General features: G+C 66.4%; 21 protein-coding genes. 7 read left to right on the top strand and 14 right to left on the bottom strand.

Annotation, left to right across the window (positions count from 1 at the left end; genetic code table 11):
* Nucleotides 1-48: 48 nt before the first annotated feature.
* The 3 genes from ACTIFP_RS04520 (at nt 49) to ACTIFP_RS04510 (ending at nt 2,154) form a co-directional block, all read left to right on the top strand.
* Entirely contained in the window at nt 49-1,209 is a 1,161-nt protein-coding gene (locus tag ACTIFP_RS04520) for a CaiB/BaiF CoA transferase family protein (protein WP_439567521.1), read from the top strand.
* 65 nt (nt 1,210-1,274) lie between these two features.
* On the top strand, nt 1,275-1,706 hold the full coding sequence (locus tag ACTIFP_RS04515) for an MAPEG family protein (protein ID WP_439567520.1): 432 nt from the start codon (nt 1,275-1,277) through the stop codon (nt 1,704-1,706).
* Nucleotides 1,707-1,719: 13 nt separating this feature from the next.
* Nucleotides 1,720-2,154 (top strand): MAPEG family protein, encoded by a 435-nt coding sequence (locus ACTIFP_RS04510; RefSeq protein ID WP_439567519.1) that lies wholly within the window; start codon nt 1,720-1,722, stop codon nt 2,152-2,154.
* 37 nt (nt 2,155-2,191) lie between these two features.
* Here ACTIFP_RS04510 and ACTIFP_RS04505 read toward each other — a convergent pair whose 3' ends face one another.
* The 8 genes from ACTIFP_RS04505 to ACTIFP_RS04470 form a co-directional block, all read right to left on the bottom strand.
* Nucleotides 2,192-3,391: a class I SAM-dependent RNA methyltransferase gene (locus tag ACTIFP_RS04505; RefSeq protein ID WP_439567518.1), complete on the bottom strand. Its 1,200-nt coding sequence runs from the start codon at nt 3,389-3,391 to the stop codon at nt 2,192-2,194.
* Nucleotide 3,392: 1 nt separating this feature from the next.
* Nucleotides 3,393-4,760, bottom strand: a complete 1,368-nt coding sequence (locus ACTIFP_RS04500) for an NAD(P)H-hydrate dehydratase (RefSeq protein ID WP_439567517.1) — start codon at nt 4,758-4,760, stop codon at nt 3,393-3,395.
* A 176-nt stretch (nt 4,761-4,936) separates the two neighbouring features.
* Nucleotides 4,937-5,323 (bottom strand): hypothetical protein, encoded by a 387-nt coding sequence (locus tag ACTIFP_RS04495; protein WP_439567516.1) that lies wholly within the window; start codon nt 5,321-5,323, stop codon nt 4,937-4,939.
* Nucleotides 5,323-7,179 carry a dihydroxy-acid dehydratase gene (ilvD, locus tag ACTIFP_RS04490; RefSeq protein ID WP_439567515.1) on the bottom strand — a complete coding sequence of 619 codons (1,857 nt, stop codon included), beginning with the start codon at nt 7,177-7,179 and terminating at the stop codon, nt 5,323-5,325. The genes ACTIFP_RS04495 and ilvD overlap by 1 nt, the downstream gene beginning before the upstream one ends.
* A gap of 59 nt (nt 7,180-7,238) precedes the next feature.
* Entirely contained in the window at nt 7,239-7,970 is a 732-nt protein-coding gene (locus tag ACTIFP_RS04485; protein ID WP_439567514.1) for an N-formylglutamate amidohydrolase, read from the bottom strand.
* A gap of 8 nt (nt 7,971-7,978) precedes the next feature.
* Nucleotides 7,979-8,830, bottom strand: a complete 852-nt coding sequence (locus ACTIFP_RS04480; protein WP_439567513.1) for a 4-(cytidine 5'-diphospho)-2-C-methyl-D-erythritol kinase — start codon at nt 8,828-8,830, stop codon at nt 7,979-7,981.
* Entirely contained in the window at nt 8,827-10,431 is a 1,605-nt protein-coding gene (locus ACTIFP_RS04475) for a tetratricopeptide repeat protein (RefSeq protein ID WP_439567512.1), read from the bottom strand. The genes ACTIFP_RS04480 and ACTIFP_RS04475 overlap by 4 nt, the downstream gene beginning before the upstream one ends.
* 49 nt (nt 10,432-10,480) lie before the next feature.
* Complete coding sequence (locus ACTIFP_RS04470; RefSeq protein ID WP_439567511.1) at nt 10,481-12,136, bottom strand: electron transfer flavoprotein-ubiquinone oxidoreductase; 1,656 nt, start codon at nt 12,134-12,136, stop codon at nt 10,481-10,483.
* 118 nt (nt 12,137-12,254) lie between these two features.
* Here ACTIFP_RS04470 and ACTIFP_RS04465 point away from each other — a divergent pair, with 118 nt between their 5' ends.
* From ACTIFP_RS04465 to ACTIFP_RS04450, 4 genes are all read left to right on the top strand, one after another.
* Nucleotides 12,255-13,043 (top strand): uracil-DNA glycosylase family protein, encoded by a 789-nt coding sequence (locus tag ACTIFP_RS04465; RefSeq protein WP_439567510.1) that lies wholly within the window; start codon nt 12,255-12,257, stop codon nt 13,041-13,043.
* Nucleotides 13,044-13,046: 3 nt separating this feature from the next.
* Nucleotides 13,047-14,825, top strand: coding sequence for a transglycosylase SLT domain-containing protein (locus tag ACTIFP_RS04460; protein WP_439567509.1), 1,779 nt, complete (start codon nt 13,047-13,049; stop codon nt 14,823-14,825).
* Complete coding sequence (moaB, locus tag ACTIFP_RS04455; protein ID WP_439567508.1) at nt 14,815-15,339, top strand: molybdenum cofactor biosynthesis protein B; 525 nt, start codon at nt 14,815-14,817, stop codon at nt 15,337-15,339. The genes ACTIFP_RS04460 and moaB overlap by 11 nt, the downstream gene beginning before the upstream one ends.
* Before the next feature lie 72 nt (nt 15,340-15,411).
* Nucleotides 15,412-16,500: a PA0069 family radical SAM protein gene (locus ACTIFP_RS04450; protein ID WP_439567507.1), complete on the top strand. Its 1,089-nt coding sequence runs from the start codon at nt 15,412-15,414 to the stop codon at nt 16,498-16,500.
* Here ACTIFP_RS04450 and ACTIFP_RS04445 read toward each other — a convergent pair.
* The 6 genes from ACTIFP_RS04445 to ACTIFP_RS04420 form a co-directional block, all read right to left on the bottom strand.
* Nucleotides 16,497-18,095 (bottom strand): long-chain fatty acid--CoA ligase, encoded by a 1,599-nt coding sequence (locus tag ACTIFP_RS04445; protein ID WP_439567804.1) that lies wholly within the window; start codon nt 18,093-18,095, stop codon nt 16,497-16,499. The genes ACTIFP_RS04450 and ACTIFP_RS04445 overlap by 4 nt on opposite strands.
* An 80-nt stretch (nt 18,096-18,175) precedes the next feature.
* Nucleotides 18,176-21,676, bottom strand: coding sequence for a DNA polymerase III subunit alpha (gene dnaE, locus ACTIFP_RS04440; RefSeq protein WP_439567506.1), 3,501 nt, complete (start codon nt 21,674-21,676; stop codon nt 18,176-18,178).
* Nucleotides 21,677-21,858: 182 nt separating this feature from the next.
* Nucleotides 21,859-22,335: a glutathione peroxidase gene (locus ACTIFP_RS04435; RefSeq protein WP_439567505.1), complete on the bottom strand. Its 477-nt coding sequence runs from the start codon at nt 22,333-22,335 to the stop codon at nt 21,859-21,861.
* Nucleotides 22,332-22,958, bottom strand: coding sequence for a hypothetical protein (locus ACTIFP_RS04430; protein ID WP_439567504.1), 627 nt, complete (start codon nt 22,956-22,958; stop codon nt 22,332-22,334). The genes ACTIFP_RS04435 and ACTIFP_RS04430 overlap by 4 nt, the downstream gene beginning before the upstream one ends.
* Nucleotides 22,959-22,983: 25 nt before the next feature.
* Nucleotides 22,984-23,661, bottom strand: a complete 678-nt coding sequence (locus ACTIFP_RS04425; RefSeq protein WP_439567503.1) for an ABC transporter ATP-binding protein — start codon at nt 23,659-23,661, stop codon at nt 22,984-22,986.
* On the bottom strand, nt 23,654-24,904 hold the full coding sequence (locus ACTIFP_RS04420; RefSeq protein ID WP_439567502.1) for a lipoprotein-releasing ABC transporter permease subunit: 1,251 nt from the start codon (nt 24,902-24,904) through the stop codon (nt 23,654-23,656). Before ACTIFP_RS04420 ends, ACTIFP_RS04425 begins: the two co-directional genes overlap by 8 nt.
* Nucleotides 24,905-25,360 lie beyond the last annotated feature (456 nt).

Here is a 25,360-nt window from a genome sequence, read left to right as displayed (position 1 = left end):
GGGATGCCGAATGGCCGTTGTGATTCGTCGAAAAGCGGTAACGCCAGCATGACCATCTTGTCCGGCATTCGCATCATCGACCTGACGACGGTGATTTTCGGCCCCTATGCGACGCAAATGCTCGCCGATCTGGGCGCCGAGGTGATCAAGGTCGAAACCCCCGGGCTCGGCGACATCTCCCGCTATCTGGGCAGCGGGGCACCCGATCCGACGATGGGATCGATCCATCTGACGGTCAATCGCGGCAAACGCTCGATCGCGCTCGACCTGAAGAGGCCCGAAGATGCCGCAGTGCTCCGCGACTTGGTCGCCGGCGCCGACGTGTTTTTCCACAATGTCCGCGGCAAGGCGATCGCCAAGCTGGGGTTCGACTATGCCGGCTGCAAGGCGATCAAGGACGACATCATCTATGTCCATGGCACCGGCTTCGGGCAGGACGGCCCCTACGCCGACCTGCAAGCCTATGACGATGTCATCCAGGCGGCGACCGGCACCACCAGCCTGCTGCCACGTGTCGATGGCGACCCGCGGCCGCGCTATTTCCCGTCGCTGATCGCCGACAAGATCGCGGGCCAGTTCGGCGCGCAGGCGATCCTGGCGGCGCTGATCCACAAACTGCGCACTGGCGAGGGGCAAGCTGTCGAGGTGCCGATGTTCGAATGTTTCGCATCCTTCATGCTGACCGAACATCTGCGCGATGCGGCGCTCGACCCGCCACTCGGCCCCGCCGGCTATCCGCGCCAGCTCGACCCGACCCGCCAGCCCTTCCCGACCCGCGACGGCCATCTGGCGATCGTCCCCTACACCCCCGAATCGACGGCGCGGCTGATGGCGTTGCTCGGCAGCGAGGGGCTGACCGAAACCCCCGAATTCGAAGCCGCCAAGGCGGCGGGGCAGCATATGCCAATCGTATATAGCGAGATCGCCCGCAAGACCCCCGCCAAGACCACCGCCGAATGGCTTGCGCTGTTTGCCGCCAATGACATTCCCGCCATGGCCGCGCGCGACCTGCAAGACGTCAAAGAGGATCCGCATTTCGTCGCGACCGGTTTCTTCCGCCACCGCACCCATCCCGATGTCGGCGCCTTCCACGAAATGCAGCCGCCGGTGAAATATGGCGCCGCGCCCGCGCGCGACCTGGGGTTTGCGCCCAGGGTCGACGGCGACGGCGCCGCGATCCGCGCCGAACTTGCCGAGCGCCGCGGCTGAATATCGATCATTGCATTGTCGTCCGCGCGCCCTAGCATCGCGCGAAAATAAAAAGGGGGAACGCTATGCCTGAAAACCTGCTCGCGCCCGGCGCGGTTCTTGCGCTGTGGACGCTGATCATGCTCATTTGGGTCGCCGCGACGCGCTTTCCGGCGATGGCAAAGGCCGGGATCGACGTGAAGGCCGCGCCGCCGGGCGGCCGCGGCGCCGATCTGGAGGCCGTGCTGCCGCCGCTCACCAACTGGAAATCGCACAATTATACGCATCTGCTCGAACAACCGACCTTGTTCTATGCGATCATCGTCTTTCTGCATCTGTCGGGCGGCAGCACCGATCTGACGCGCGGGCTGGCGTGGACCTATGTCGCGCTGCGCATCGTCCATAGCCTGTGGCAGGCGACGGTGAACCGCGTCCCGGTACGCTTTGCCATTTTCGCGCTCGCGACTTTTTGCCTATTCGCACTGGCGGTGCTGGCGGTAATCGCCACTTTGGGTTGAGGGGGGAAATATCATGGAAACCAATGCTATTCTGGGGCCGGTCGCAACGCTGGCGCTATGGTCGATGATCATTTGGGTGTGGATGTACGCGACGCGCATCCCGGCAATGCAGCGCGCCAAGATCGACGCGGCCAGGATGGTCGGCGGCACCGGCAAGAGCCTCGACGAAGTGCTGCCGCCCGAAGTGCAGTGGAAGGCGCATAATTATAACCATCTGATGGAACAGCCGACGATCTTCTACGCCGTCGCGCTGGCGCTGGCGGTCGGCGGCATGGGCGGCGGGCTGAACACCCAGCTCGCCTGGGCCTATGTCGGCTTGCGGATCCTCCACAGCCTGATCCAGGTGACGGTCAACCGCGTGTTGTGGCGCTTTGGCGTGTTCGCGCTGGCCAGCCTCGCGCTGCTCGCGCTGTGCGTGCATGCGTTCATGGGGTTTGTGCTGCATTGACAAAATGGCGTCGTCCCCGCGAAGGCGGGGGCGACGGCTACCGCGAAAACCGCCCTGCCAGCTCGACATGCGTCGACCAGCGGAACTGCCCGACCGGCTGCACCCAATCGAGCGTGTAACCGCCATCGACCAGCCGCTTCGCATCGCGCGCAAAGCTGGCGGGGTTGCAGCTGACATAGGCGATCACCGGCGCGTCCGAGGCCGCCAATTGCGCCACCTGTTCCTCGGCGCCCGCGCGCGGCGGATCGAGGATCACCGCGCCGAAGCGATTCAATTCCGCCGGGATCAACGGCCGCCGGAACAGGTCGCGATGCTCGGTGGCGACCAGCGCGCGGGCGCGGTTGGCCGCCGCCTTCAGCGCCGCAATCGCATCGCGCGCGCCTTCGGCGGCATAGATTTTCCGCCCCTTCTGAAGCGACAATGCAAACGTCCCGACCCCCGCGAACAGATCGGCAATCGCCCCGGCGTCGCCGACCGCGCGCGTCACGGCGTCGACCAGCGCCGCCTGCCCCGCGGTCGTCGCCTGCAGAAACGAGAATGCCGGCACCTCGACCGTCACATCGCCAAAGCGGACGGTCGGCGGTTCGGGCTGCCACAATGTTTCCAGCCCCTGCCCCTGATCGACGGCAAAGCGTGCCAGCTTATGCGCGCCGGCGAAATCCTGGAGCGCCATCGCAGCGTCGAGCCCCTCTGCCTTGACGCCCTCCAGCACCACCTCGACCCCCTGGTCGAGCATCTGGAGCTTGACCTTCACCGGGCGCCGTTGCTGCGCGATCATCGCCAGCAGCTCGCGCAGCGGCGCGATCAGCGCGAACAGTTCGGGCAGCAGCAGCGGGCATTGCCGCATATCGACGATCTGGTTGCTCTGCGCGGCGTTGAACCCGATGGCGACCTGCTTGCCGGTGCGCAGCGCGGTGAGCGCCGCGCGGCGGCGGCTCTGCGGCGGCGACAACTGGGCGGGCAGCACCGCGACCGCCGCAACATCCTGCGCCGCCAGCGCGCCGAGAACGCGGTCGCGGACAAAGTCGGCGAGCGCGCCTTCGGCGACATGCTGCAATTCACACCCGCCGCATTTGCCGAAATGACGGCACAGCGGCTCGGCGCGGTTCGGCCCCGGGATGATGATCCCGTCCTCGCGCACCCGGTCGCCCGGCACCGCGCCCGCGACATGGCGGCCATCGTCGGTGACACCGTCGCCGCGCGCGGCAATGCGGGTAATCAAGGCGGTTTCGGTCACATCATGCTTTCACGAGATCGTCGACGACCAGATCGTCGGCGACAAGGCCGGGGCCTATACGCGCGGCCTGCGCGATATGCCACCCCACCGCCGCCACCGCGGCGTCAAACGCATCGCCGCCGCGCGCCAGCATCGCCCCGCACGCTCCCGCCAGCACATCGCCCGTCCCCGCGGTCGCCAGCCACGGATTGCCCGGCCAGGCCGCGACGACGCGGCCGTCGGGCGCCGCGATGACGGTATCGGCGCCCTTATAGACGACAACCGCCCCCGTGCGCATCGCTGCCGCCTTCGCCCGGTCGATCTTGCTGCCATATAATTCGGGGAAGGTGTGCGCGAATTCGCCCTCGTGAGGGGTCAGTATTGCCTTGCCCGGCATCTCGCAAAGGCGCGGCAGCGCGGCGGCGATCGCCGCGGCGTCGAGCACCAGTGGCTTGCCCGAATCGAGCGCCGCCTCGACATCGAACAACAGGTCGTCGCTCGCCGGAAAGCCTGGCCCGATCACCACCGCGCCGACGCGCGGGTCGCTCAGCCGCTCGCCGAAACGCGCATCGCTTTCGGTGATGATCGCGGCCAGCGGCGCGCGCGCGCTGCCCTCCAGCACGACATAACCCGCCCCAGCGCGCAGCGCCGCCGCGGCGGCGAGCCCTGCAGCGCCCGGCATCGGCCCGGCGAACACCAGCACCATGCCGCGGCTGAACTTGTGCGCTGCCGCAGAGGGCGTTGCGACTTTCGCCGATGGCAGTGTCCGCATCGTACCGCGCGCGGCAATCCCGATCGGTGCCAGCAGCACGCGGCCGCAGGCGGGCGCGGTCGGCAGCAAGACATGCGCGGGTTTCAGCGCGCCAAGCGCCAGCGTGACGTCGGCGACCAGCGGCGGCTGCCAGTCGGCGCTACCGTCGCTGCCGATCCCGCTCGGCACATCGACCGCCAGCACGCGATGGTCGGCAAACCGCCGCAACGTCAAAGCGAGATCGTCGGCCAGCGGCCGCGACAGCCCCACGCCGAACAACGCATCGACGATCACCGGCGCCGGGGCCAGTCTGGCGTCGATCGGTTCGACCGGCCCGCTCCACCCCGCACGCGCTGCCTTCGCCAGATCGGTGGTGGGCTCGCCCAAAGCCGCCACCCGCACCGCCGCACCGCGGCCCGCCAGCAACCGCGCCGCGACATAGCCGTCGCCGCCATTGTTGCCGGGCCCGCACAGGATCAGCACCGGCGCCCCCGCCGTCATCCGCCACGCGGTGTCGGCCACCGCGGCCCCGGCGCGCTCCATCAATTCGGTGAGCGAAGTTCCCTGCACCGCACAGGCGGCCTCGGCCTCGCGCATCGCGGCGCTGGTCAGGATCGGGGCATCAGCGGGAACGAACATGGCGCTGAGACTATCACGGCCAGTGAAAAAGTCGCGGTGGGAGTGAGAAACCCAGAATCCAGATTCCCAATACCGTTCGTGCTGAGCTTGTCGAAGCACCGTTCTATTTTTGCGACGTCGAAAATGAAGAACGGCCCTTCGACAAGCTCAGGGCGAACGGTGTGGGAGTTGGACCGCTATTTCGCGCCGCCGGTGTTCGCGGGCAACCGATAGCGATCGCTGCCGATCGCGACCTCGATGATCCCGTCGCCAACGATCGTTACTTTCGCCTGCTCGGCCCCGTCGGCCGACACCACGCCGCGCCCGTCGGTCGTGATCTGCAACCGGCGATACCCGACATTGGCGCGCCCGACGACCAGGATCGCGCCGTCCTGGCCGCTCATCTCTTCGACGGTGCAGGTGCGGTCGAACAATTTGGCGCCTTCCAGCGCGCATTCGATACGGCCGTTCTCCGCCGCTTCGCGCGACCCCCGCGCTTCGGCTTCGGCCAGGTCGCCATTGTCGGGTGCGCCGCCGCATGCCGTCAGCAGCAGAAACCCGGCAACACCCCCCAGTCTTTTCATCATTTGCCCTTCAGCTGCGACAGGTCGCGCACCGCGCCTCTGGCGGCACTCGTCGTCATCGCGGCATAGGCCTGAAGTGCTACCGAAATCTTGCGCGGACGCGACTTGGCCGGTTGCCACGCGGCATCGCCCTTGGCTTCCATCGCCGCGCGCCGCCCGGCCAGCTCGGCATCGGGCACGGCAAGGTTGATCGTGCGGTTCGGAATATCGATCTCGATCAGGTCGCCATCCTCGACCAGCCCGATCAAGCCGCCCTCGGCAGCTTCGGGCGAAGCATGGCCGATCGACAGTCCCGACGTGCCGCCCGAGAAACGCCCGTCGGTGACCAGCGCGCACGCCGCGCCCAGTCCTTTCGACTTCAGATAGCTCGTCGGATACAGCATTTCCTGCATCCCCGGCCCGCCTTTCGGTCCTTCGTAACGGATGACCACCACATCGCCCGCGACGACCTGCCCGGTCAGGATGCCCGCAACCGACGCATCCTGGCTTTCGAACACCTTCGCCGGCCCCGAAAATTTCAGGATCGATTCGTCGACCCCCGCGGTCTTCACGATGCAGCCATCGACCGCCAGATTGCCCGACAGCACCGCCAGCCCACCGTCCTGGCTGAACGCATGCGATGCCGACCGGATCACGCCGGTTTCGCGGTCGAGGTCGAGCGAGTCCCAGCGCCGCTCCTGGCTGAACGCAACCTGCGTCGGCACGCCGCCCGGCGCCGCCATGAAGAATTTCTGCACCTCAGGATCGTTGGTCCGCGAAATGTCCCATTTGTTCAGCGCGTCACCCAGCGTCGCGCTGTGGACTGTCGGCAAATGCGCGTGGAGCAGGCCCGCGCGCTCGAGCTGGCCAAGGATCGCCATGATCCCGCCGGCGCGGTGAACATCCTCCATATGGACGTCGCTCTTGGCGGGCGCGACCTTCGACAGGCAGGGCACGCGGCGCGACAAGCGGTCGATGTCGGTCATGGTGAAATCGACCCCGGCCTCGAACGCCGCGGCGAGCAGGTGCAGCACCGTGTTGGTCGATCCGCCCATCGCGATGTCGAGGCTCATCGCATTTTCAAACGCTTCAAAGGTCGCGATATTGCGCGGCAACACGCTGTCATCGTCTTCTTCATAATGGCGGCGGCACATCGCGACGACGATCCGCCCGGCGCGCAGGAACAGCTCCTTGCGGTCGGCGTGGGTCGCGAGCGTCGATCCGTTGCCCGGCAGCGACAGCCCCAGCGCCTCGGTCAGGCAGTTCATCGAATTGGCGGTGAACATCCCCGAGCATGACCCGCAGGTCGGGCACGCCGCCTGCTCGATCGCGGTGACTTCCTCGTCGGTATAGCTTTCGTCGGCGGCGGCGACCATCGCATCGACCAGATCGAGCGCGACCGTCTTGCCCTTCAGCACGACCTTGCCCGCCTCCATCGGTCCGCCCGACACAAAGACGACGGGAATATTGATGCGCAGCGCCGCCATCAGCATCCCCGGTGTGATCTTGTCGCAGTTGGAGATGCACACCATCGCATCGGCGCAATGCGCGTTGACCATATATTCGACGCTGTCGGCGATCAGGTCGCGCGACGGCAGCGAATAGAGCATGCCGTCATGCCCCATCGCGATGCCGTCATCGACCGCGATCGTGTTGAATTCCTTGGCCACCCCGCCGACCGCCTCGATCTCGCGCGCGACCATCTGGCCCAGGTCTTTCAGATGGACGTGACCGGGGACGAACTGGGTAAAGCTGTTGACCACCGCGATGATCGGCTTGCCGAAATCGCTGTCCTTCATCCCCGTCGCGCGCCACAGGCCGCGGGCTCCGGCCATATTGCGGCCGTGGGTGGTGGTGCGCGAACGATATGAAGGCATTCCAAACAGTCCTGATAATTTTATTTCAAAAATAAGCGAAGAGACGCGCCTCTACACGCCTATTTGGCCAGATTCAATGCAACTTTGCTGCACATGCGAGAAAGCCGCTCGGCGAACAGCGCCTGCCCCGCCGCATCGCCGACCAGATCCTGCCGCATCTCGATCCCGACATAGGGAATGCCGCTACCTTCGGCATGGCGGTTCATCGTCGCGTTGAGCAGTTTGCCCGAATAGGGTTGCTGGTCGCCGACGTTCAGCCCCTCGGCTTCCAAAGCCGCAATTGCCGCCTCCGCCAACCGGTCGTCTTCATTATACAGCACCCCGACGTGCCACGGCCGCGCCTGATCGGGATGCGCCGCCAGCGCCGGGGTAAAACTGTGCAGCGACAGGATCATCGCGGGGCGATGCGCCGCGATCGTCGCCGCGATATGCACGTGATAGGGGCGAAAGAACCGTGCCAGCCGTGCCTCGCGGTCTGCATCGTCCAGCGCATTGCCCGGTACCGCATGCCCATCGCTGGCGATTGGCAGCACCCCCGGCGCCTCTTCCTCGCGATTGCAATCGACCACCAGCCGCGACACCCCGCCGAGGATCGCGGCATCGACCGCGCCGTCTTGGACCAGCAGCGCCACGACCTCGGCCACCCCGATGTCGATCGCGATATGATTGGTCAGCAGCGCCGGATCGATGCCAAGGTCGATGTCGGCGGGAACATGGTTCGACGCATGATCGGCGATCAGCAGGATGCCGCCCGCGCGCGGCGTTCCCAGCTGGCGCCACGCTTCACTCATCCCGCTGCTCATCGCAGCGCGCCCGCCAGCTGCCACCAGTGCGGATGGCTTTGCGCCAGGCGCGCCGCCGCCGCGTCGCGTTCGGCCAGCGCGTCGAACAGCGCAAAACACGTCGCCCCCGAACCCGACATCCGCGCCAGCCAGGGGCCGAGCGCGCCCAGTTCGGTCAGGACATCGACGATGGCGGGACATTGCGCGATCGCCGCGCGCTGCAAATCGTTGCGCGCCGCCAGCAGCTGCGCCCGCCCCGCCGGATCGCCATATAGCGGCCCGCGGTCGATCCCGTCCCACGCGGCAAACACCGGTCCCGTCGCGACCGGCTGGCGCGGGTTGACCAGCAGCACCGGGGTGCCCGCCAGCCGCAGGTCGGGCACCGCGCGCAATTCTTCGCCGACCCCGACCCCCAGGCAGGTCGCGCTCGCGACGCACGCGGCAATATCCGCGCCGAGCGGGCTGACGATCCGCGCCAGCGTCGCATCGCCAAGCTCGGGCAGAAAATGGCGCCGCACCAGCCGCGCCGTCGCCGCGGCATCGGCCGACCCGCCGCCGATGCCCGCCGCCACCGGCAACCGCTTGGTCAGCACCGCCGCCAGCGGCGGCACCCGGTCGGCGCCGTAGCGCGCGCGCAGCAGCGCCAGCACTTGCAACACCAGATTGTCGGCGCCCGTGCTCAAGCCCTCGGCGAACTCGCCAACGATCGCCAGGCTGTCCGCGTCGGCGACCTCGGCGACGATGCCGTCGCCGCTGTCGACGAACGCAAACAAGGTTTCGATGTCGTGATAACCGTCGCTGCGCCGACCGCGCACGTGCAGGGCCAGGTTGATCTTGGCCCAGCCGGTTTCCTGTAACGCCTCGGTCATGGCGCAGTCGTCGCCGCGGTCAGCCCGTCGCGCAGCTTCGCCGCCAGCCGCGTCGCCATCTCCGCCTCGGCGAGCAGCGCCGCGGCGCGCCAAGTGTAGCGCGCCTGGAATTTGCGCCCCGCCTGCCAATAGGCGTCGCCCAGATGTTCGACGATCACCGCATTGGCCGGCTCGCCGCGCTGCGCTTTCTCCAGCAGCGCCACCGCATCGTCGGTGCGTCCGGTCAGGAAATAGGCCCAGCCGAGCGAGTCGGTGATGCTGGCATTCTGCGGCTCCTGTGCCCACGCCGCCTCGATCCGCGCCAGCGATTGCTTGACATCCTTGCGCCGTTCGAGCGCCGAATAGCCCGCGAAATTGAGCACCGCCGCGTCGCCCGGCCGCAGCGCCACCGCCTTTTCCATCAGCGGCGCCGCGGCGTCCCATTGATCCGCCTGCAACAGCAATTCGGCGCGCGCGATCAGCAACGTGCCGCGCAGCGCGCGATCGTCGGCACCGTCGGCCAGCGTGCCCTCCAGCCGTTCATAGGCGCGCGCCGCGGCCTTGGGATCGTTCGAGCGCCCCGCGATGCCGGCGAGCCGGACGAGCAGGCTGCGCGGCGCATCGCCCGCGGCCGCTGCCTCTGCCAGCTTCGCGGCGCCCGGCAGGTCGCCGGCATCGGCGACCAGTTCGGCGCGGCGCATCGCCAGCACCGGCGGCAGCGCTGCGCGATCGTTGTCCAGCAGCACCATCGCATCGCCGCGCTGGCCATTGCGATCGAGCGCTTCGACCAGCGTCGCGCGCACCGCCCAATCCTGATCGTTCAGCCAAAAGGCGGCGCGCGAGAACAGCAGCGGCACCTTACTATTGCCGTTCGGGGTACGCGCCAGCCCGTCGGCGAGCAGCCCAAGCCACTGGGCAACCCCCGCACGCGGGGTCGATACCGGCTGGTCGGGTAACAACAGCATCGGATCTTCGCGCTGCCCCGACGCCAGCGCGATCTTGCCGCGCAGCCGGGTGGCAGTATCGCGCTGCCCCGCCCGGTCCAGCGTCGCCGCGAGGCGCAGCCCGACCAGCTGGCTCGTCCGATCGGTCAGCACCGTGTCGTCGGCCAGCGCAACGGCGTGGGCGGTGCGCGCCGTCGCCAGCTGCACCAGCGCCACCTGCAACGCCAGCGCCGGTTCGGGGCGGGTGCGGTTGTTCGCCGCCAGCAAATGCCGTTCGGGCAGCTTTTCGCGCGCCCCGACGTCGATCCACGCATTGCCCGTCGGCAGGATCAGCCGCGCGATCGTGTCGGCGCCGGTCTTGTCGCCGCGCCCCGCCATGATGTCGCGTGCCGCCTTCCAGTCTGATCGCCGCATCGCATCGACCATCAGCACCAGCTGGGCATCGAAACGGCGGTCGCCCGCGGTCCACAGCCGCAGCGCCGCGGTGCGCGCCGCGGCCAGATCGCCGGCCTGGATCGCCTGTTCCAATATCCGCCCGCGCACCCCGGGCAGGCCCGGCGCCAGGCTCGACACATCGGTCAGCGCCGCCAGCGCCGCCGCGGGTTCGCCGCCCTCCTCGGCCAGCCGCGCCCGCACCAGCGCGTTCAGCGCCGCGCCGCCATCGTCGGCAGCCTGCACGGGCGCCGTCGCCGCGAGCGCGCCGACGGCCAGAAAAACCCGCGCGAGCTTACATGTTCGGGTAATTGGGGCCTCCGCCGCCTTCGGGGGTGACCCAGTTGATATTCTGGGTCGGATCCTTGATGTCGCACGTCTTGCAATGGACGCAATTCTGCGCGTTGATCACGAATTTGGGGTCGCCCTCGGCCTCGCCGACGATCTCGTAAACCCCCGCCGGGCAATAGCGCTGCGCGGGCTCGTCATACATTGGCAGGTTGTACGCCACCGGGATCGACGGGTCTTTCAGCTGCAAATGGACCGGCTGATCCTCCTCATGGTTGGTGTTCGACACGAACACCGAGGACAGGCGGTCAAAGGTCAGCACCCCGTCGGGCTTCGGATAATCGGGCTTCGGCATCATGTCGGCGCGGTACAGGCTCTCATTGTCCGGATGATGCTTCATCGTGAACGGAACTTTGATCTTGAGCGTTTCGAGCCACATCGTGATCCCCGACAGGATCGTCCCGCCCAGATCGCCCCATTTTTCGACGAGCGGCAGCACGTTGCGCACCACGCTCAGCTCTTTCTTGACCCAGCTGGCGTCATAGGCCGCCTGATAGGCATCGAGCACATCGCCGCTCCGCCCGGCGATCACCGCCGCAAACGCCGCCTCCGCCGCCATCATCCCCGATTTCATCGCGGTGTGGGTGCCCTTGATCCGCGGGACGTTGAGGAAACCGGCGCTGTCGCCGATCAGCGCGCCACCCGGAAACGTTAGCTTCGGCACCGACTGATAGCCGCCGTCGCTGATCGCGCGCGCGCCATAGGACACGCGCTTGCCGCCCTTCAGGATCGCGGCGATCGCGGGATGGGTCTTCCACTTCTGCATTTCCTGAAACGGCGAGATGTGCGGATTGCGGTAATTGAGCCAGGTGACGAAGCCCAGCGCGACCTGTCCGTTCGCCTGATGATAGAGGAACCCGCCGCCATTGGCGTTCTCGTCGAGCGGCCAGCCCTGGGTGTGGATCACCCGGCCCGGCGCGTGGTTTTCGGGATCGATGTCCCACAATTCCTTGACCCCCAAGCCGTAAACCTGCGGCTCGCAATCACTGTCGAGCGCGAATTGCGGCTTGAGCATCTTGGTCAGGTGCCCGCGCACCCCTTCGCCGAAAAAGGTATATTTTGCATGGAGTTCCAGCCCCGGTGCATAATCGCCCTTGTGGCTGCCGTCGCGCGCGACGCCCATGTCGCCGGTCGCGACGCCTTTGACCGAGCCATCGTCGTTGTAGAGGATTTCGGCCGCCGGGAAGCCGGGGAAAATCTCGACCCCCAGCCCCTCGGCCTGCTCGGCGAGCCAGCGGCACAGATTGCCCAGACTGCCGGTATAGGTGCCGACATTGTGCATGAACGGCGGGGTGATGAATTCGGGCATGCCGAACTTCTTGGTCTTGGTCAGCACCCAATGCTGGTTGTCGTTCACTGGCACCTCGGCCATCGGGCAGCCCTGCGTCCGCCATTCGGGGAGCAGTTCATCGAGCGACTTGGGATCGATCACCGCCCCCGACAGGATATGCGCGCCGACCTCGGACCCTTTTTCCAGGATGCAGACCGACAATTCGCTGCCCGTCTCGTTCGCCAGCTGTTTGAGGCGGATCGCCGCCGAAAGCCCCGCCGGACCTGCGCCGACGATGACCACGTCATAGGGCATCGATTCCCGTTCGCTCACCGCAAATACCTTTCTGCCGTCCCCGCGCCGACGTTCATCGCGTCGGGCGCTCATTCTGTCACGAATTGCGATGCCCGCCAATTGACGGGTCCGTCAACTGCCTGTTTGAAGATTTCATATGGGTGGGTCACAATCAGCCGCGCTGGCGGAAAGCATTTGCGACTGGTGGTCGCTGGCGGGCGTCGATGCGCTGGTCGGCGAGGAACCGGCGGGTTGGCTCGTCCTGCCGCCCGCGAATGACGCCGCGGCACCCAGGCCCAAAACGGCCGCCGCATCCGAACCCGAGCTGGCGCCGCTGCCCGCCGCGCTGCAGCGCAAGGAAGCCCCGCAACCCGCTGAAACGAAAGGCCCCGTGGTCTTTCCCGACGACTGGGACGATTTCCAGCAATGGCTGGCGACCGGCGCCGACGTGCCGGGCAGCCAGTGGGATGCGCGCCGTGTGCTGCCGGTCGGACGGGCGGGCGCCCCGCTGATGCTGCTCACCGCCTGGCCCGAAATCGACGACCAGCGCGATGCCGCGCTGTTCACCGGCGCCGCGGGACAGCTGCTCGACGCAATGCTGCTCGCGATCGGAACCGCGCGCGCCGACTGCTATGTCGCCAGCCTTGCGGTCACCCGCCCCGCGGGCGGCCGCTGCGACGGCGACGAGGCGGCCGAACTCGACCGGTTGCTGTGGCACCATCTGCGGCTGGCGAACCCGGGACGGCTGCTGCTGATCGGCGGCGACATCGTCCGCATGGCCGCAGCAAGCGAATTGCCCGACACGCGCGGGAAGTTACTCGATATTAACCAAGAAGGCGGCAAGGTGGCGACAGTGGCAGTGGCGCATCCCGCGATGCTCCTGGCCCGGCCCGCGCAAAAGGCGGCGGCCTGGGACAGCCTGAAACTGTTCAACCGGGGACGTTGACAGATGAAAATGATGACCAAGACCTTCATTTCAGGCGCGATATTGGCAGCCGCCGTCGGCGCGATGCCCGCATGGGCCGCCGATGCCAGCAGCCGTGATCTGGCGTCGGCGCCACAAACGGTGCCTGACATTTTGTCGTCGAAACAGAAACAGCTTTACACGCAGGTGCTGACCGCGATCCGCGGCCAGCGCTGGACCGACGCAAAGGCGCTGCTCGACGGCGCCGACGCCGACGCAAAGGGGGGCCCGCTTGCCGACTTCCTGCGCGCCGAGCTGCTCACCGCGGCGGGCAGCCCGCGCGCCGAGGTCGCCGACATCGTGCCAATCCTGTCGCGCTCGCCCTATTTGCCGCAGGCCGCACAGCTCGGCCGCCTCGCGGCCAAACGCGGCGCGACCGACCTGCCAAGCCTGCCGCTGCAAGCCCGCCTCGCCTGGGCCGGCAGCGCGCCGCGCCGCCTCGGCGCCGATGCGGTCAGCAGCGACCCTGCCGCCGCAGCGCTCACCCGCACCATCCCCGACCGGATCAAGAACGACGATCCCGCAGGCGCCGAAGCTTTGCTCAATGCGGTCGCCGACCGGCTGACCCCCGAAGCGCGCGACGAATGGCGCCAGAAGGTTGCCTGGTCCTATTATATCGAAAATGACGACGCCAACGCGCTGCGCCTCGCCGCCGAATGTTCGGGCGGCCGCAGCGCCTGGTCGACGCAGGGCGCATGGGTCCAGGGGCTCGCCGCGTGGCGCACCCGCGATTATCGCACTGCGCTGACCGCCTTCGACCGGGTCGCGCGCGAAGCCCCCGACAGCGAATTGCGCGCCGCCGCTTATTATTGGTCGGCGCGCGCCGCGATCGCTGCCGGCGAACCTGCATCGGTGCAATCGCGCCTGCGCGCTGCCGCCGCCAACGAAGAAACCTTCTACGGCCTGCTCGCGGTCGAAACGCTGGGGGTCGAAACGAACAGCCAGCGCGAGAGCCTGCGCGCCGATCGCAGCGCGTGGCGCGCGCTCGCCGACCTGCCGAATGTCCGCACCGCGATGGCGCTGTCGGAAATTGGCGAGGATAAATATGCCGACGCGGTGCTGCGCCATCAGGCGCGGATCGGTGACGCGCGCCAGCACGAGCAATTGCTCGGCATCGCCGGGGCGCTCAGCCTGCCCGAAACCCAGCTCTACCTCGCCCATAACACCCCACAGGGACGCAAGCCCGCGGCGCAGGCGCGCTACCCGCAGCCCAAATGGGAACCCAATGGCGGGTGGAAGGTCGATCCGGCGCTCGTCTTTGCCCACACGCTTCAGGAATCGCGCTTCCAGCGCACCGCGGTCAGCCCGGCGGGCGCCACCGGGCTGATGCAGGTCCGCCCGGGCACCGCATCCGATCTGGCGCGCTGGGGTGGCGACGGACGCGGCCCCGGCGACCTCAAGACCCCCGCGGTCAACATGGATTTCGGCCAGCGCTATCTGCAATATCTCAGCAAGGACAGCTCGACCGGCGGCCAATTGCTCAAGGTCATTGCCGCCTATAACGCCGGCCCGACGCCGATCGCGCGCTGGCAGTCGGAAATCCGCGATGGCGGCGACCCCCTGCTTTACATGGAATCGATCCCTTATTGGGAAACGCGCGGCTATGTCGGCATCGTGCTGCGCAATTACTGGATGTACGAGGCGCAGCAGGGCAAACCGTCGGACAGCCGCGCCGCGCTGGCGCAGGGCAAAATGCCGCGCTTCCCCGACGGCAAGGATCGCATCCGCCTGACCTGGGCGGGCGGCCTCGCCAATGCCGATTGACGAAAGCCTCCCTTTCAAACCAGTTCGCATCGCGCTGCTGACGATTTCGGACAGCCGCAGCGCCGCCGAGGATCGCTCGGGCGACAAGCTCGCAGACCTGCTGACCGCCGCGGGGCATATCCTCGCCGCGCGCGCGATCATCCGCGACGAAACCGACCTGATCGTCTCGCGCCTCCACAACTGGATCGACGATCCCGAGGTTGACGTCGTCATCACCACCGGCGGCACCGGCCTCACTGGCCGCGATGTGACCCCCGAGGCGCTGCACCGGCTCGACGGCAAGGACATTCCGGGGTTCGGCGAACTGTTCCGCTGGCTCAGCTACCAGACGATCGGCACCTCGACGATCCAGTCGCGCGCCTGCGCCATCGTCGCCCGCGGCACCTACATCTTCGCGCTTCCGGGTTCGACCGGGGCGGTGACCGACGCGTGGGAGGGGATACTCTCGACCCAGCTCGACAGCCGCCACAAGCCCTGCAATTTCGTCGAACTGATGCCGCGGTTGATGGAATAATCTTTATATTCGTCATCCCGGCGAAGAATTAATGTTCTTTATTTGTTCCGCTTGGAGGGCTAACACCGCTCGGTGGAACAAGCCAAGCCCCTCCCCCCGATCTCTGGCCGCGGCGCCCCCGCCAACCCGCGCCCGACCCGCACCGGATCGCTCGACCGCGAAGCCGACGGCGACTGGCTCGACACCGCCGAACTGGTCGACGGCGCCCCGCCGCCGCTGCGCACCACGGTCACCGTCGAACACCCCAAGACGATCATCGCGCGCAACAACTCGCCCGACATCGGTTTCGACCGCTCGATCAACCCCTATCGCGGCTGCGAGCATGGCTGCATCTATTGCTACGCGCGCCCGACCCACGCCTTCCACGACCTGTCCCCCGGCCTCGATTTCGAAAGCCGCCTGTTCGCCAAACCCGACGCGGCAAAGCTGCTGCGCGCCGAGCTGGCGAAGCGCGGTTACAGCGCCGCCCCTCTCGCGATCGGCACCAACACCGACGGCTACCAGCCGATCGAGCGCGAATGGGGCATCACCCGGTCGGTGATCGAGGTGCTCGCCGAAACGCGCCACCCGCTGCTCATCACCACCAAATCCGACCGGCTGCTGCGCGACATCGATCTGCTCGCAGCGATGGCGCGCGACAATCTGGTCGGGGTCGCGATTTCGGTCACGACGCTCGACCCCGCCCTCGCGCGCACCCTCGAACCCCGCGCGCCGCACCCCAAACGCCGCCTCGCCGCGATCCGCCAGCTGATCGATGCCGGGGTGCCGACACAGGTCAATATCTCGCCGATCATTCCCGCGATCACCGATCACGAGATTGAAGCGATCATGGCCGGCGCGGCACAGGCCGGCGCGATCCGCGCCTCCTACATCCTGATGCGCCTGCCGTTCGAGGTCGCGCCGCTGTTCCGCGCCTGGCTCGCCGCCCATTATCCCGACCGCGCCGACAAGGTGATGCACATGGTCCAGGACATCCGCCGCGGCCGCGACAATGACGCGGGGTTCTTTACGCGGATGAAGGGCCAGGGCGTCTGGGCCCAGCTGATCCGCACCCGCGTCAAACGCGCCGCAAGCGAACATGGCATGGACCGCCGCTTCCCGCCGCTACGGTCGGATTTGTTCAAACCGCCCGAGCGGGACGGACAGATGGAGCTGTTTTAGGCCTCGGCCAACGACTTCAGCTTATAATCCTTGTAATCATCGCGGATCTGCCGCTTCAAAATCTTGCCTGTCGCGGTGTGCGGCAACTCGTCGACGAACACGACCTCGTCGGGCAGCCACCATTTGGCGATCTTGTCCTTCAGGTATTCGACGACGCTCGCTTCGCTCACCTCGGCGCCCGGTTTCTTGACGATCAGCAGGATCGGCCGTTCGTCCCATTTGGGGTGATAGACCCCGACCGCCGCCGCTTCCTGCACCCCCGGCGCGCCGACCGCGGCATTTTCCAGTTCGATCGAGCTGATCCATTCGCCGCCCGACTTGATCACATCCTTCGCGCGGTCGGTGATCTGCATGACCCCGTCGGGGTGGATTACCGACACGTCGCCGGTGTCGAACCAGCCGTCGGCATCCGCGGCGTCGCTATCCGCCCGGAAATAGCGTTGGATGATCCACGGCCCGCGGCATTGCAGCCGCCCGCTCGTCACCCCGTCGCGCGGCAGTTCATTATCTTCATCATCGACGATGCGCAGCTCGACGCCAAACGGCGGGCATCCCTGCCGCGCGACGACATCGACGCGTTCGTCAAAGCTCATCTCGTCCCAGTTCCACGGGCGCTTGCCCATCGTCCCGATCGGGCTGGTTTCGGTCATCCCCCAGGCATGGCCGACGTCGATCCCGGCGCACATGAAGCGTTCGATCATCGCGCGCGGGCACGCCGACCCACCGATGATGACGCGGTGCAGCTTGCCATAATCGATGCCGGTCGCGTCCATATGCGCGAACATCGCGATCCACACCGTCGGCACCCCGGCGCTGTGCGTCACGCCTTCGCCGTGCATCAGGTCGCACAGCACCGCGGCATCGTTGGTGGCCGAAAAGACCAGCTTCGCCCCCACCGTCGCCGCGGCAAAGGGGATGCCCCAGCTGTTGGCGTGGAACATCGGCACGATCGGCAGGATCACGCTGCGGTTCGACATGTCGAACACGTCGGGCTGAATCTCGGTAATCGCATGGATGACGTTCGAGCGATGCTCGTACAGCACGCCCTTGGGATTGCCCGTCGTGCCGCTGGTGTAGCACAGCCCGACCGGGTCGCGCTCGTCGAGCTCGACCCACTGAAAGCTGCCATCCTCGGCATCGATCAGGTCGCGATACGACTTATAGTCGCCCTGTGCCGGGGCATCGAACAGGATGAAATGCTCGACCGAGGTCAACTCGCCGCGCAGCCGCTCGACGATCGGCAGGAACATCGCGTCGAACAGCAGCACGCGGTCCTCAGCATGGTTGATGATATAGACCAGCTGCTCGTCGAACAATCGCGGGTTCACCGTGTGCAGCACCCCGCCGATGCCCGCGCTGCCGTACCAGCTGACCAGGTGATGGCCGTGGTTCATCGCCAGCGTCGCGATGCGGTCGCCCTTGGTCATGCCCAGCCGCGCCATCGCCGCAGCAAAGCGGCGCGCATCATGCCCGACCTCGCCCCAGTTCGATCGGGTCACGCTGCCGTCGGCCCAGCGCGACACGATTTCGCGTCCCGCATGTTCGCGCGCGGCGTGATCGATCAGGCTGGTGACCAGCAGCGGCTGGCTTTGCATTCCGGACATCTGAACATTCCTCTCATATTTTTTTCGAGGAATAAGGCGAGGAACGCATGTCGCGCAAGCGCGAAGCGGGATTAGCGCGTCCGAAAATCGCGCGGCGTGACCAGTGACAGCGCGGCTTCGGTGATCCCCGCGACCGTCTCGAGCCGCGCGACGACATCGGGGCCCAACGCAAAGCCGCGACCCAGATTGATGCGAATGTCATCACCGGTCGCCGCATCTTCCGTCACGATAATCACCCGTCCGCGCGCGTCGTCGCGCCTTTCCAGCAGGCGCGCCATCTCGGCGATCGCCTCGGGCAGCGCGACGCGGCAGGTCAGCTCCAGCGCTGCGGTCGCCGCAATCTCCGCCAGCGGCTGCGCCCCGCGCACCGTGACGCGCGGCGTTTCTTCGCCTTCGAGCAGGTCGAGCTCGACCGACAGGATCGCGCAGCCGCCATCGACGGCCAGCGTTTCCAGTAACTTGCACGTCTGCTCGTCGAAACAGCTCGACTGAAATTGCCCGCTGCGGTCAGACAGCGTCAGGTTCAGGAACCGGTTGCCGCGCTGCGACACCCGCGCTTTGGCGTTTTCGACCATTCCCGCCATGATCATCGGGATGCGTGTTCCCGGCGACATTTCGACCTGGCTACAGATGTCGCCATAGGTCCGCGCCCCGCGCGCCGCGACGATCGCTTCATATTGCTCGACCGGGTGCGACGAAAAATAGAATCCGAACGCTTCCTTTTCGCGCGTCATCCGCTCGGCCAGCGTCCAGGGCTCGGCGGTCGGCAATTGCAACACCGGCGCGACGTCGACGTCGCCGCCGAACAGCCCGCCCTGCCCGGTCGACCGCTCGTGCGCCGACGAATTGGCGCAGGCGAGCAGGCCTTCGGCCCCGGCATAGGCGCGCGGACGGTTCGGCTCGATCGCGTCGAACGCCCCCGCCCCCGCCAGCGCCTCGATCTGGCGCCGGTTGAGCAGCTTGGGGTCGATCCGGTTCGCAAAGTCATCAAGGCTGGCAAAATCGCCGCGCGCGCGCCGCTCGGCGACCAGCGCTTCCATCGCCCGTTCGCCAACGCCTTTCAACGCCCCGAGCGCGAAGCGCACCGCCAGTTCGTCGCCGCTCTGCCCGACCGAAAAATCGGCCTCGCTCTCGTTGATCGATGGCGGCGCGACCGCGATGCTCGACCGGCGCATGTCGTCGATAAAGATCGACAATTTGTCGGTCTGGTGGCTGTCGAACGACATCGATGCCGCGAAAAACTCGTGCGGATGATGCGCCTTCAACCACGCCGTCTGATACGACAGCAAGGCATAGGCGGCGGCGTGGCTCTTGTTGAAGCCATAGCCTGCGAACTTGTCGATCAAATCGAACAGCTCGTTCGCCACCTTCGCGTCGATCTGGTTATGCTCGCCGCACCCTTTGACAAAGGTGTCGCGCTGCGCGTCCATTTCGGCCTGGACCTTCTTGCCCATCGCGCGGCGCAGCAAGTCGGCGCCGCCGAGGCTGTAGCCGGCCAGGATCTGCGCCGCCTGCATCACCTGTTCCTGATAGACGAAGATGCCATAGGTTTCGGCAAGAATGCCTTCGAGCAGCGGGTGCGGATAGGCGATCGGCTCGCGCCCGTTCTTGCGCGCGCCGAACAGCGGGATATTGTCCATCGGCCCCGGACGGTACAGGGCGACGAGCGCGATGATGTCGCCGAAATTGGTCGGTTTCACCGCCGACAGCGTCCGCCGCATCCCTTCGGATTCCAGCTGGAACACCCCGACCGTCTCACCGCGTTGGAGCAGCTCATAGACCTTCGGCGTCGCCGCCTCATCCTCCCACGGCAGCGCGTCGAGATCGACGTCGATACCGCGCAGCGCGAGCAGCCGCTTCGCCTCCTTCAGCACGGAGAGCGTTTTCAACCCGAGGAAGTCAAACTTCACCAGCCCCGCGGTCTCGACATATTTCATGTCGAACTGCGTCACTGGCATATCCGAGCGCGGGTCGCGATAGAGCGGGACAAGCTGGTCGAGCGGGCGGTCGCCGATCACCACGCCCGCGGCGTGGGTCGAACTGTGGCGTGGCAGGCCTTCCAATTGGCGCGCCATGTCGAACAGGCGGCGCACCCCGTCGTCCTGCTTATATTCGGTCATCAGCTCGCTGACGCCGTTGAGTGCGCGTTCGAGCGTCCACGGATCGGTCGGATGGTTGGGTACCAGCTTCGCCAGCCGGTCGACCTGGCCATAGCTCATCTGCAGCACGCGCCCGGTGTCCTTCAGCACCGCGCGCGCCTTCAGTTTTCCGAAGGTGATGATCTGCGCGACGGTGTCGCGGCCGTATTTTTCCTGCACATAGCGGATCACCTCGCCGCGCCGCGTTTCGCAGAAATCGATGTCGAAGTCGGGCATCGACACGCGCTCGGGATTGAGGAAGCGTTCGAACAGCAGCCCGAGTTTCAGCGGATCGAGGTCGGTGATCGTCAGCGCCCAGGCGACGACGCTGCCCGCGCCCGAACCACGCCCCGGACCGACCGGAATATCGTGCGCCTTCGCCCATTTGATGAAGTCGGCAACGATCAGGAAGTAGCCGGGAAAGCCCATCTGGGTGATGACGTCGACCTCGAAGTCGAGCCGCGCCACATAGGCTTGCCGATCGTCATCGCCTAGGTCCGGATAGAGCGCCAGTCGCGCCGCCAGCCCGGCATGCGCATCGGCCTTCAGCTGCGCCGCCTCACCCTCGCGGTCGCCCGCCAGGCTCGGCAGGATCGGCGCGCGCTTCGGCGCCATGAACGCACAGCGCTGCGCGATGGTCAGGCTGTTGCGCATCGCTTCGGGCAGGTCCGAAAACGCATCCTCCATTGCCTCGGCGGGCTTCAGCCACGCCTCGGGGCTCGACACCCGGCGATCTTCGCTTTCGACATAGGCCGATTGCGCGATGCACAGCATCGCATCATGCGCGGGATGGAATTGCGGCTCGACGAAATTGGCCGGATTGGTCGCAACGATCGGCAACGCACGCGTATAGGCCAGGTCGATCAGCGCATTTTCGGCCGCCATTTCGACCTGATCGCCGCGCCGCGACAATTCGATATAGAGACGCCCGCCGAACAGCGCTTCGAGTTGCTCGACATAATCCTCCGCCGCGCTCTGCTGCTCGCCCGCCAGCAACCGGGCGAGCGCGCCTTCGCCGCCGCCGGTCAGGCAGATCAGCCCGTCGGTCTTGCCCGCCATGTCGGACAGCAATACATGCGGTTCCTGCTCGACCGGCCGCCCGAGATGCGCCGCCGACACCAGGGCACACAGATTATTGTAACCCGCCTCGTCCTGCGCAAACAGCGCCAGCCAGTCGATCAGCGGCGCGCCGTTCGCCAGCCGCTGCCCCGGCCGTGCGACGCTGAGCAGCGCGCCGACGATCGGCTGCACCCCCGCCGCCTTGCACGCCTCGCCAAACGCCATCGCGCCGTACAGCCCGTTGCGGTCGCAGATCGCAATCGCCGGAAACCCACGCTCACGCGCGGCCTTGGCAATCGCTTTCGGCTCGATCGCCCCCTCCAGCATCGTATAGCTGGAAAAGACGCGCAGGGGGACAAAGGGGCTGTAGGCCATGGCGGGGACGCTAGGCATATGTGACGATTCGGGGAAGGCTTCATTACGCCCTCCCCTTCAGGGGAGGGCCGCGAGACTTGGCAGCTTGCTGCTTAGTCGCAGCGGGTGGGGTTTCGCGGCCTTGGGCCAACCCGACAGACCCCACCCCAACCCCTCCCCTGAAGGGGAGGGGCTTTTAGAAATCAACCCAGCAATTCCTCAATCTCTTTCCGCAACTGCTCAGGCTTCGTTGTCGGCGCATGCCGCGACACCACCTTGCCGTCGCGCCCGACCAGGAACTTGGTGAAATTCCACTTGATCCCGCTGCCTAGCAGCCCTGTCTTTTCCTGCTTCAGATGTTTGAAGATCGGGTCGGCGCCGTCGCCATTGACCTCGATCTTCGCCATCACCGGAAAGCTGACGTCATAGGTCAGCGAACAGAAATTCGCGATCTCGGCCGCATCGCCCGGCTCCTGCGCCCCGAACTGGTTGCACGGAAAGGCCAGCACTTCGAACCCGCGATCCTTGTAATCGCGGTATAGCTCCTCCAATCCTTCATATTGCGGCGTAAACCCGCACTTCGACGCGGTGTTGACGATCAGCAGCACCTTGCCGCGATAATCCGCCATCGACTGGCTCGCCCCGCCGGGCAGCGGCGCCGAAAAATCATATATACTCATGGTCGTTTCTCCCCCGCTTTTTGCGGTCTGTAGATAAAATCGAAACTGGTCGCCCATGTCAGGCCATGGTCGGTCGATTGCTCGCCATGCTGGCGCACCGATCCATCGGGCTGCTTGCTATAGGTCATGCGGATCAGCCCGTCCTGCCCCTTGGCGACGACATTCGCCCAATGGCCGGTCAGTATCATCGCGCCGCCCGCCGGGCCGCCATCGAAATCGACCCGCGCGCCGCTGCTGTCGACCCACATCTGGCGCCAGTGCCGCCGCTCGCCGTCATAATGGCTGAACGATCCGCCGCCGCCGCCGTTCAGCGGTTTCCACGTCTCACGGATCGCACAGCCCGTAAACATCGCCTCGATGCTGCTCGTCGCCACCCGCGTTGCGGCACCGTTGGGATAAACGTCCCATTCGCCGACCCAGAAGTCAAACGCACGATACTCCGGCGCTGCGCAGGCCGGCTGCACCGGCGGGGGCGGCGGCGCCATCGGCGGCGGCGGGGGAGGCGCGGGTGACGCCGGCATCGGCAGCGGTGGCGGGGGTGGCGGCGGCGATTGGGCAGACACCGGCGGCGCGGCGACGGTCAGCGACAGCATGATCAGCGAAAACAGTCTGTACCCGATCATGCGCGCTCCCCTGCCCGCGCCCAGCCTACGCCGCTATCCGTCCGTCATGCAAGCGCAGCACGCGGTCCATCCGCGCCGCGAGCCGTTCGTTGTGCGTCGCGACCAGCGCTGCCGATCCATGATCGCGCACCAGCGAAACGAACTGGTCGAACACCCGGTCGGCGGTCGCCTCGTCCAGATTGCCCGTCGGTTCGTCGGCCAGCACCAGCAGCGGCCGGTTCGCCAGCGCGCGCGCCACCGCGACGCGCTGTTGCTCGCCGCCCGACAGCTTGCTCGGCTTGTGATGCAACCGCTCGCCCAGCCCCAGCCGCCCGAGCAGGTCGGCGGCGCGTTCCTCGGCGTCGGCCTGCGCCGTCCCGCGGATCAGCTGCGGCAGCACGACATTCTCGATCGCGTTGAAATCGGGGAGCAGATGGTGGAACTGATAGACGAAGCCGATCTTCTCGCGCCGCGTCCTGGTTCGCTCGCCCTGATCATAATCGGTGACGTCATGGCCGTCGATACGGATGCTGCCCTGAAACCCGCCTTCGAGCAGCCCGACCGCCTGGAGCATCGTCGACTTGCCCGACCCCGACGGGCCGAGCAACGCGACGATCTCGCCGCGTTTCAGGTGGGCGTCGACCCCGCGCAGCACCTCGATCATGATATCGCCCTGCGTAAAACTGCGCTTGAGCGCGGTCAGTTCGAGGATCATGTCACTCATAACGCAGCACCTGCACCGGGTCGGTGTTCGCCGCCTTGAACGCGGGATAGAGCGTCGCGAGGAAGCTGAAAACGATGACCATCGTGGCGATGCCGATAATTTCGAACGGATCCGGCTTTGCTGGCAATTCGGTGAGGAAACGGATCGACGGATCCCAAAGGGGCTGACCCGTGAGATATTCAATTCCGCGCTGCACCGGCTGGCGGAAATAGAGGATCCCGAAACCGAACATCATGCCGACGACGGTTCCGGTCACGCCGATCGATAGCCCGATAGCGATAAATATGCGCATGACTGCATCGCGCGGTGCGCCCATCGTCCGCAATATCGCCATGTCACGCGTCTTGGCGCGAACGAGCATAATCAACGACGAAACGATATTGAAGCTGGCGACGAGGATGATCAGCGACAGGATAAGGAACATTGCCGCGCGCTCGATCGACAGCGCCTCGAACAGCGCACTGTTCATCGACCGCCAGTCGGATACGACCGCCTGCGCCGCAACCTTCTCGGTCAGGGGCCGCAATATCTCGCCGACCCTGTCGGGGTCGGTAACCTTCACCTCGATCATCCCGATCTGGTCACCCGATAGCAGCAGCAATTGCGCATCCTCCATCGGCATTACCACGTACATTTTGTCGAAATCATAGACCCCGATCTCGAATACCGCGGTCACGCGGTAACTGATCTCGCGCGGCACCGTGCCGAACGGCGTCGGCCGCCCTTGCGGATTGATGATCGTCAGGTTCGACCCCACCGACGCGCCGAGGTTGCGCGCGAGTTCGCTGCCGATCGCGACATTGCCGGCATTGGGCGTGAGCGTGTCGAGATTGCCCTGCAACACCTTGCCGCCCAGCGTCTGGTTGTTGCGGATGTCGGGCACCGTCATGCCGCGCACCAATATACCCTCGACCCGCCCGCCAAAGGTCGCGAGCAACGGCTGTTCGATCAGCGGGGTCGCCGACACGACGCCGGGCGTCGCCTTCGCGTGCTTCAGCACATCGCGCCAGTCGTCGAGCCGCCCGCCAAAGCCCTGCACCACCGCATGACCATTAAGCCCGACGATCTTGTCGAACAGGTCGGCGCGCACGCCGTTCATCACGCTCATCACGATCACCAGCGTCGCAACGCCGAGCATGACGGCCGTAAAGCTGAACGCCGCCGCCACGAAGATAAACCCTTCGCCGCGATGGGGCAGCAGATAGCGTTTGAAGATGGTGCGTTCGTAAGGACGCAGGATCATGGGGCGGTGGGCCTTTGCGGCGCATGGGGAATGACACGCATGCCGCCGCTTTACGCAGCACTGACTGCGCTGGCAATGGGCGCGGGCCTGCGCGTTTTTTGCGAGCGAGTCGCAGAATATGTTGCACATCGGCCACAGCGAGGGTCAAAAGCGCCGCCCAATGGCTTGCGCAGCGTGACAAACCGCGCCCTTGCGCCTAGCCCGATGACTTCTGGATCAAGCGGCCCCAAGGCCCGGTTCCAGGGAGTGCAGGCCTTTCGCCGGGCCTGCAACAAAGGGGGATGGCGTGTGTTCGTCACAGGCGCCCGGGTTTCGCAAAGCGAGGCCCGGGCGTTGTGATTCAGGCGCGAAGCGTCGCCCCCCGCGAAGGCGGGGGTCGCTGGAGGCCTGATCCGGTATCGGTAGCGTAAACCGACAGCGGCCGCGTTCAGAGGCACGTGACTCTGAAACGCCCTT

Origin of the sequence: Sphingopyxis sp. (genome assembly GCF_051861155.1) — a bacterium.
In the GTDB taxonomy this organism is placed as follows: Bacteria; Pseudomonadota; Alphaproteobacteria; order Sphingomonadales; family Sphingomonadaceae; genus Sphingopyxis.
This window is presented reverse-complemented; position numbering and strand designations above follow the sequence as displayed.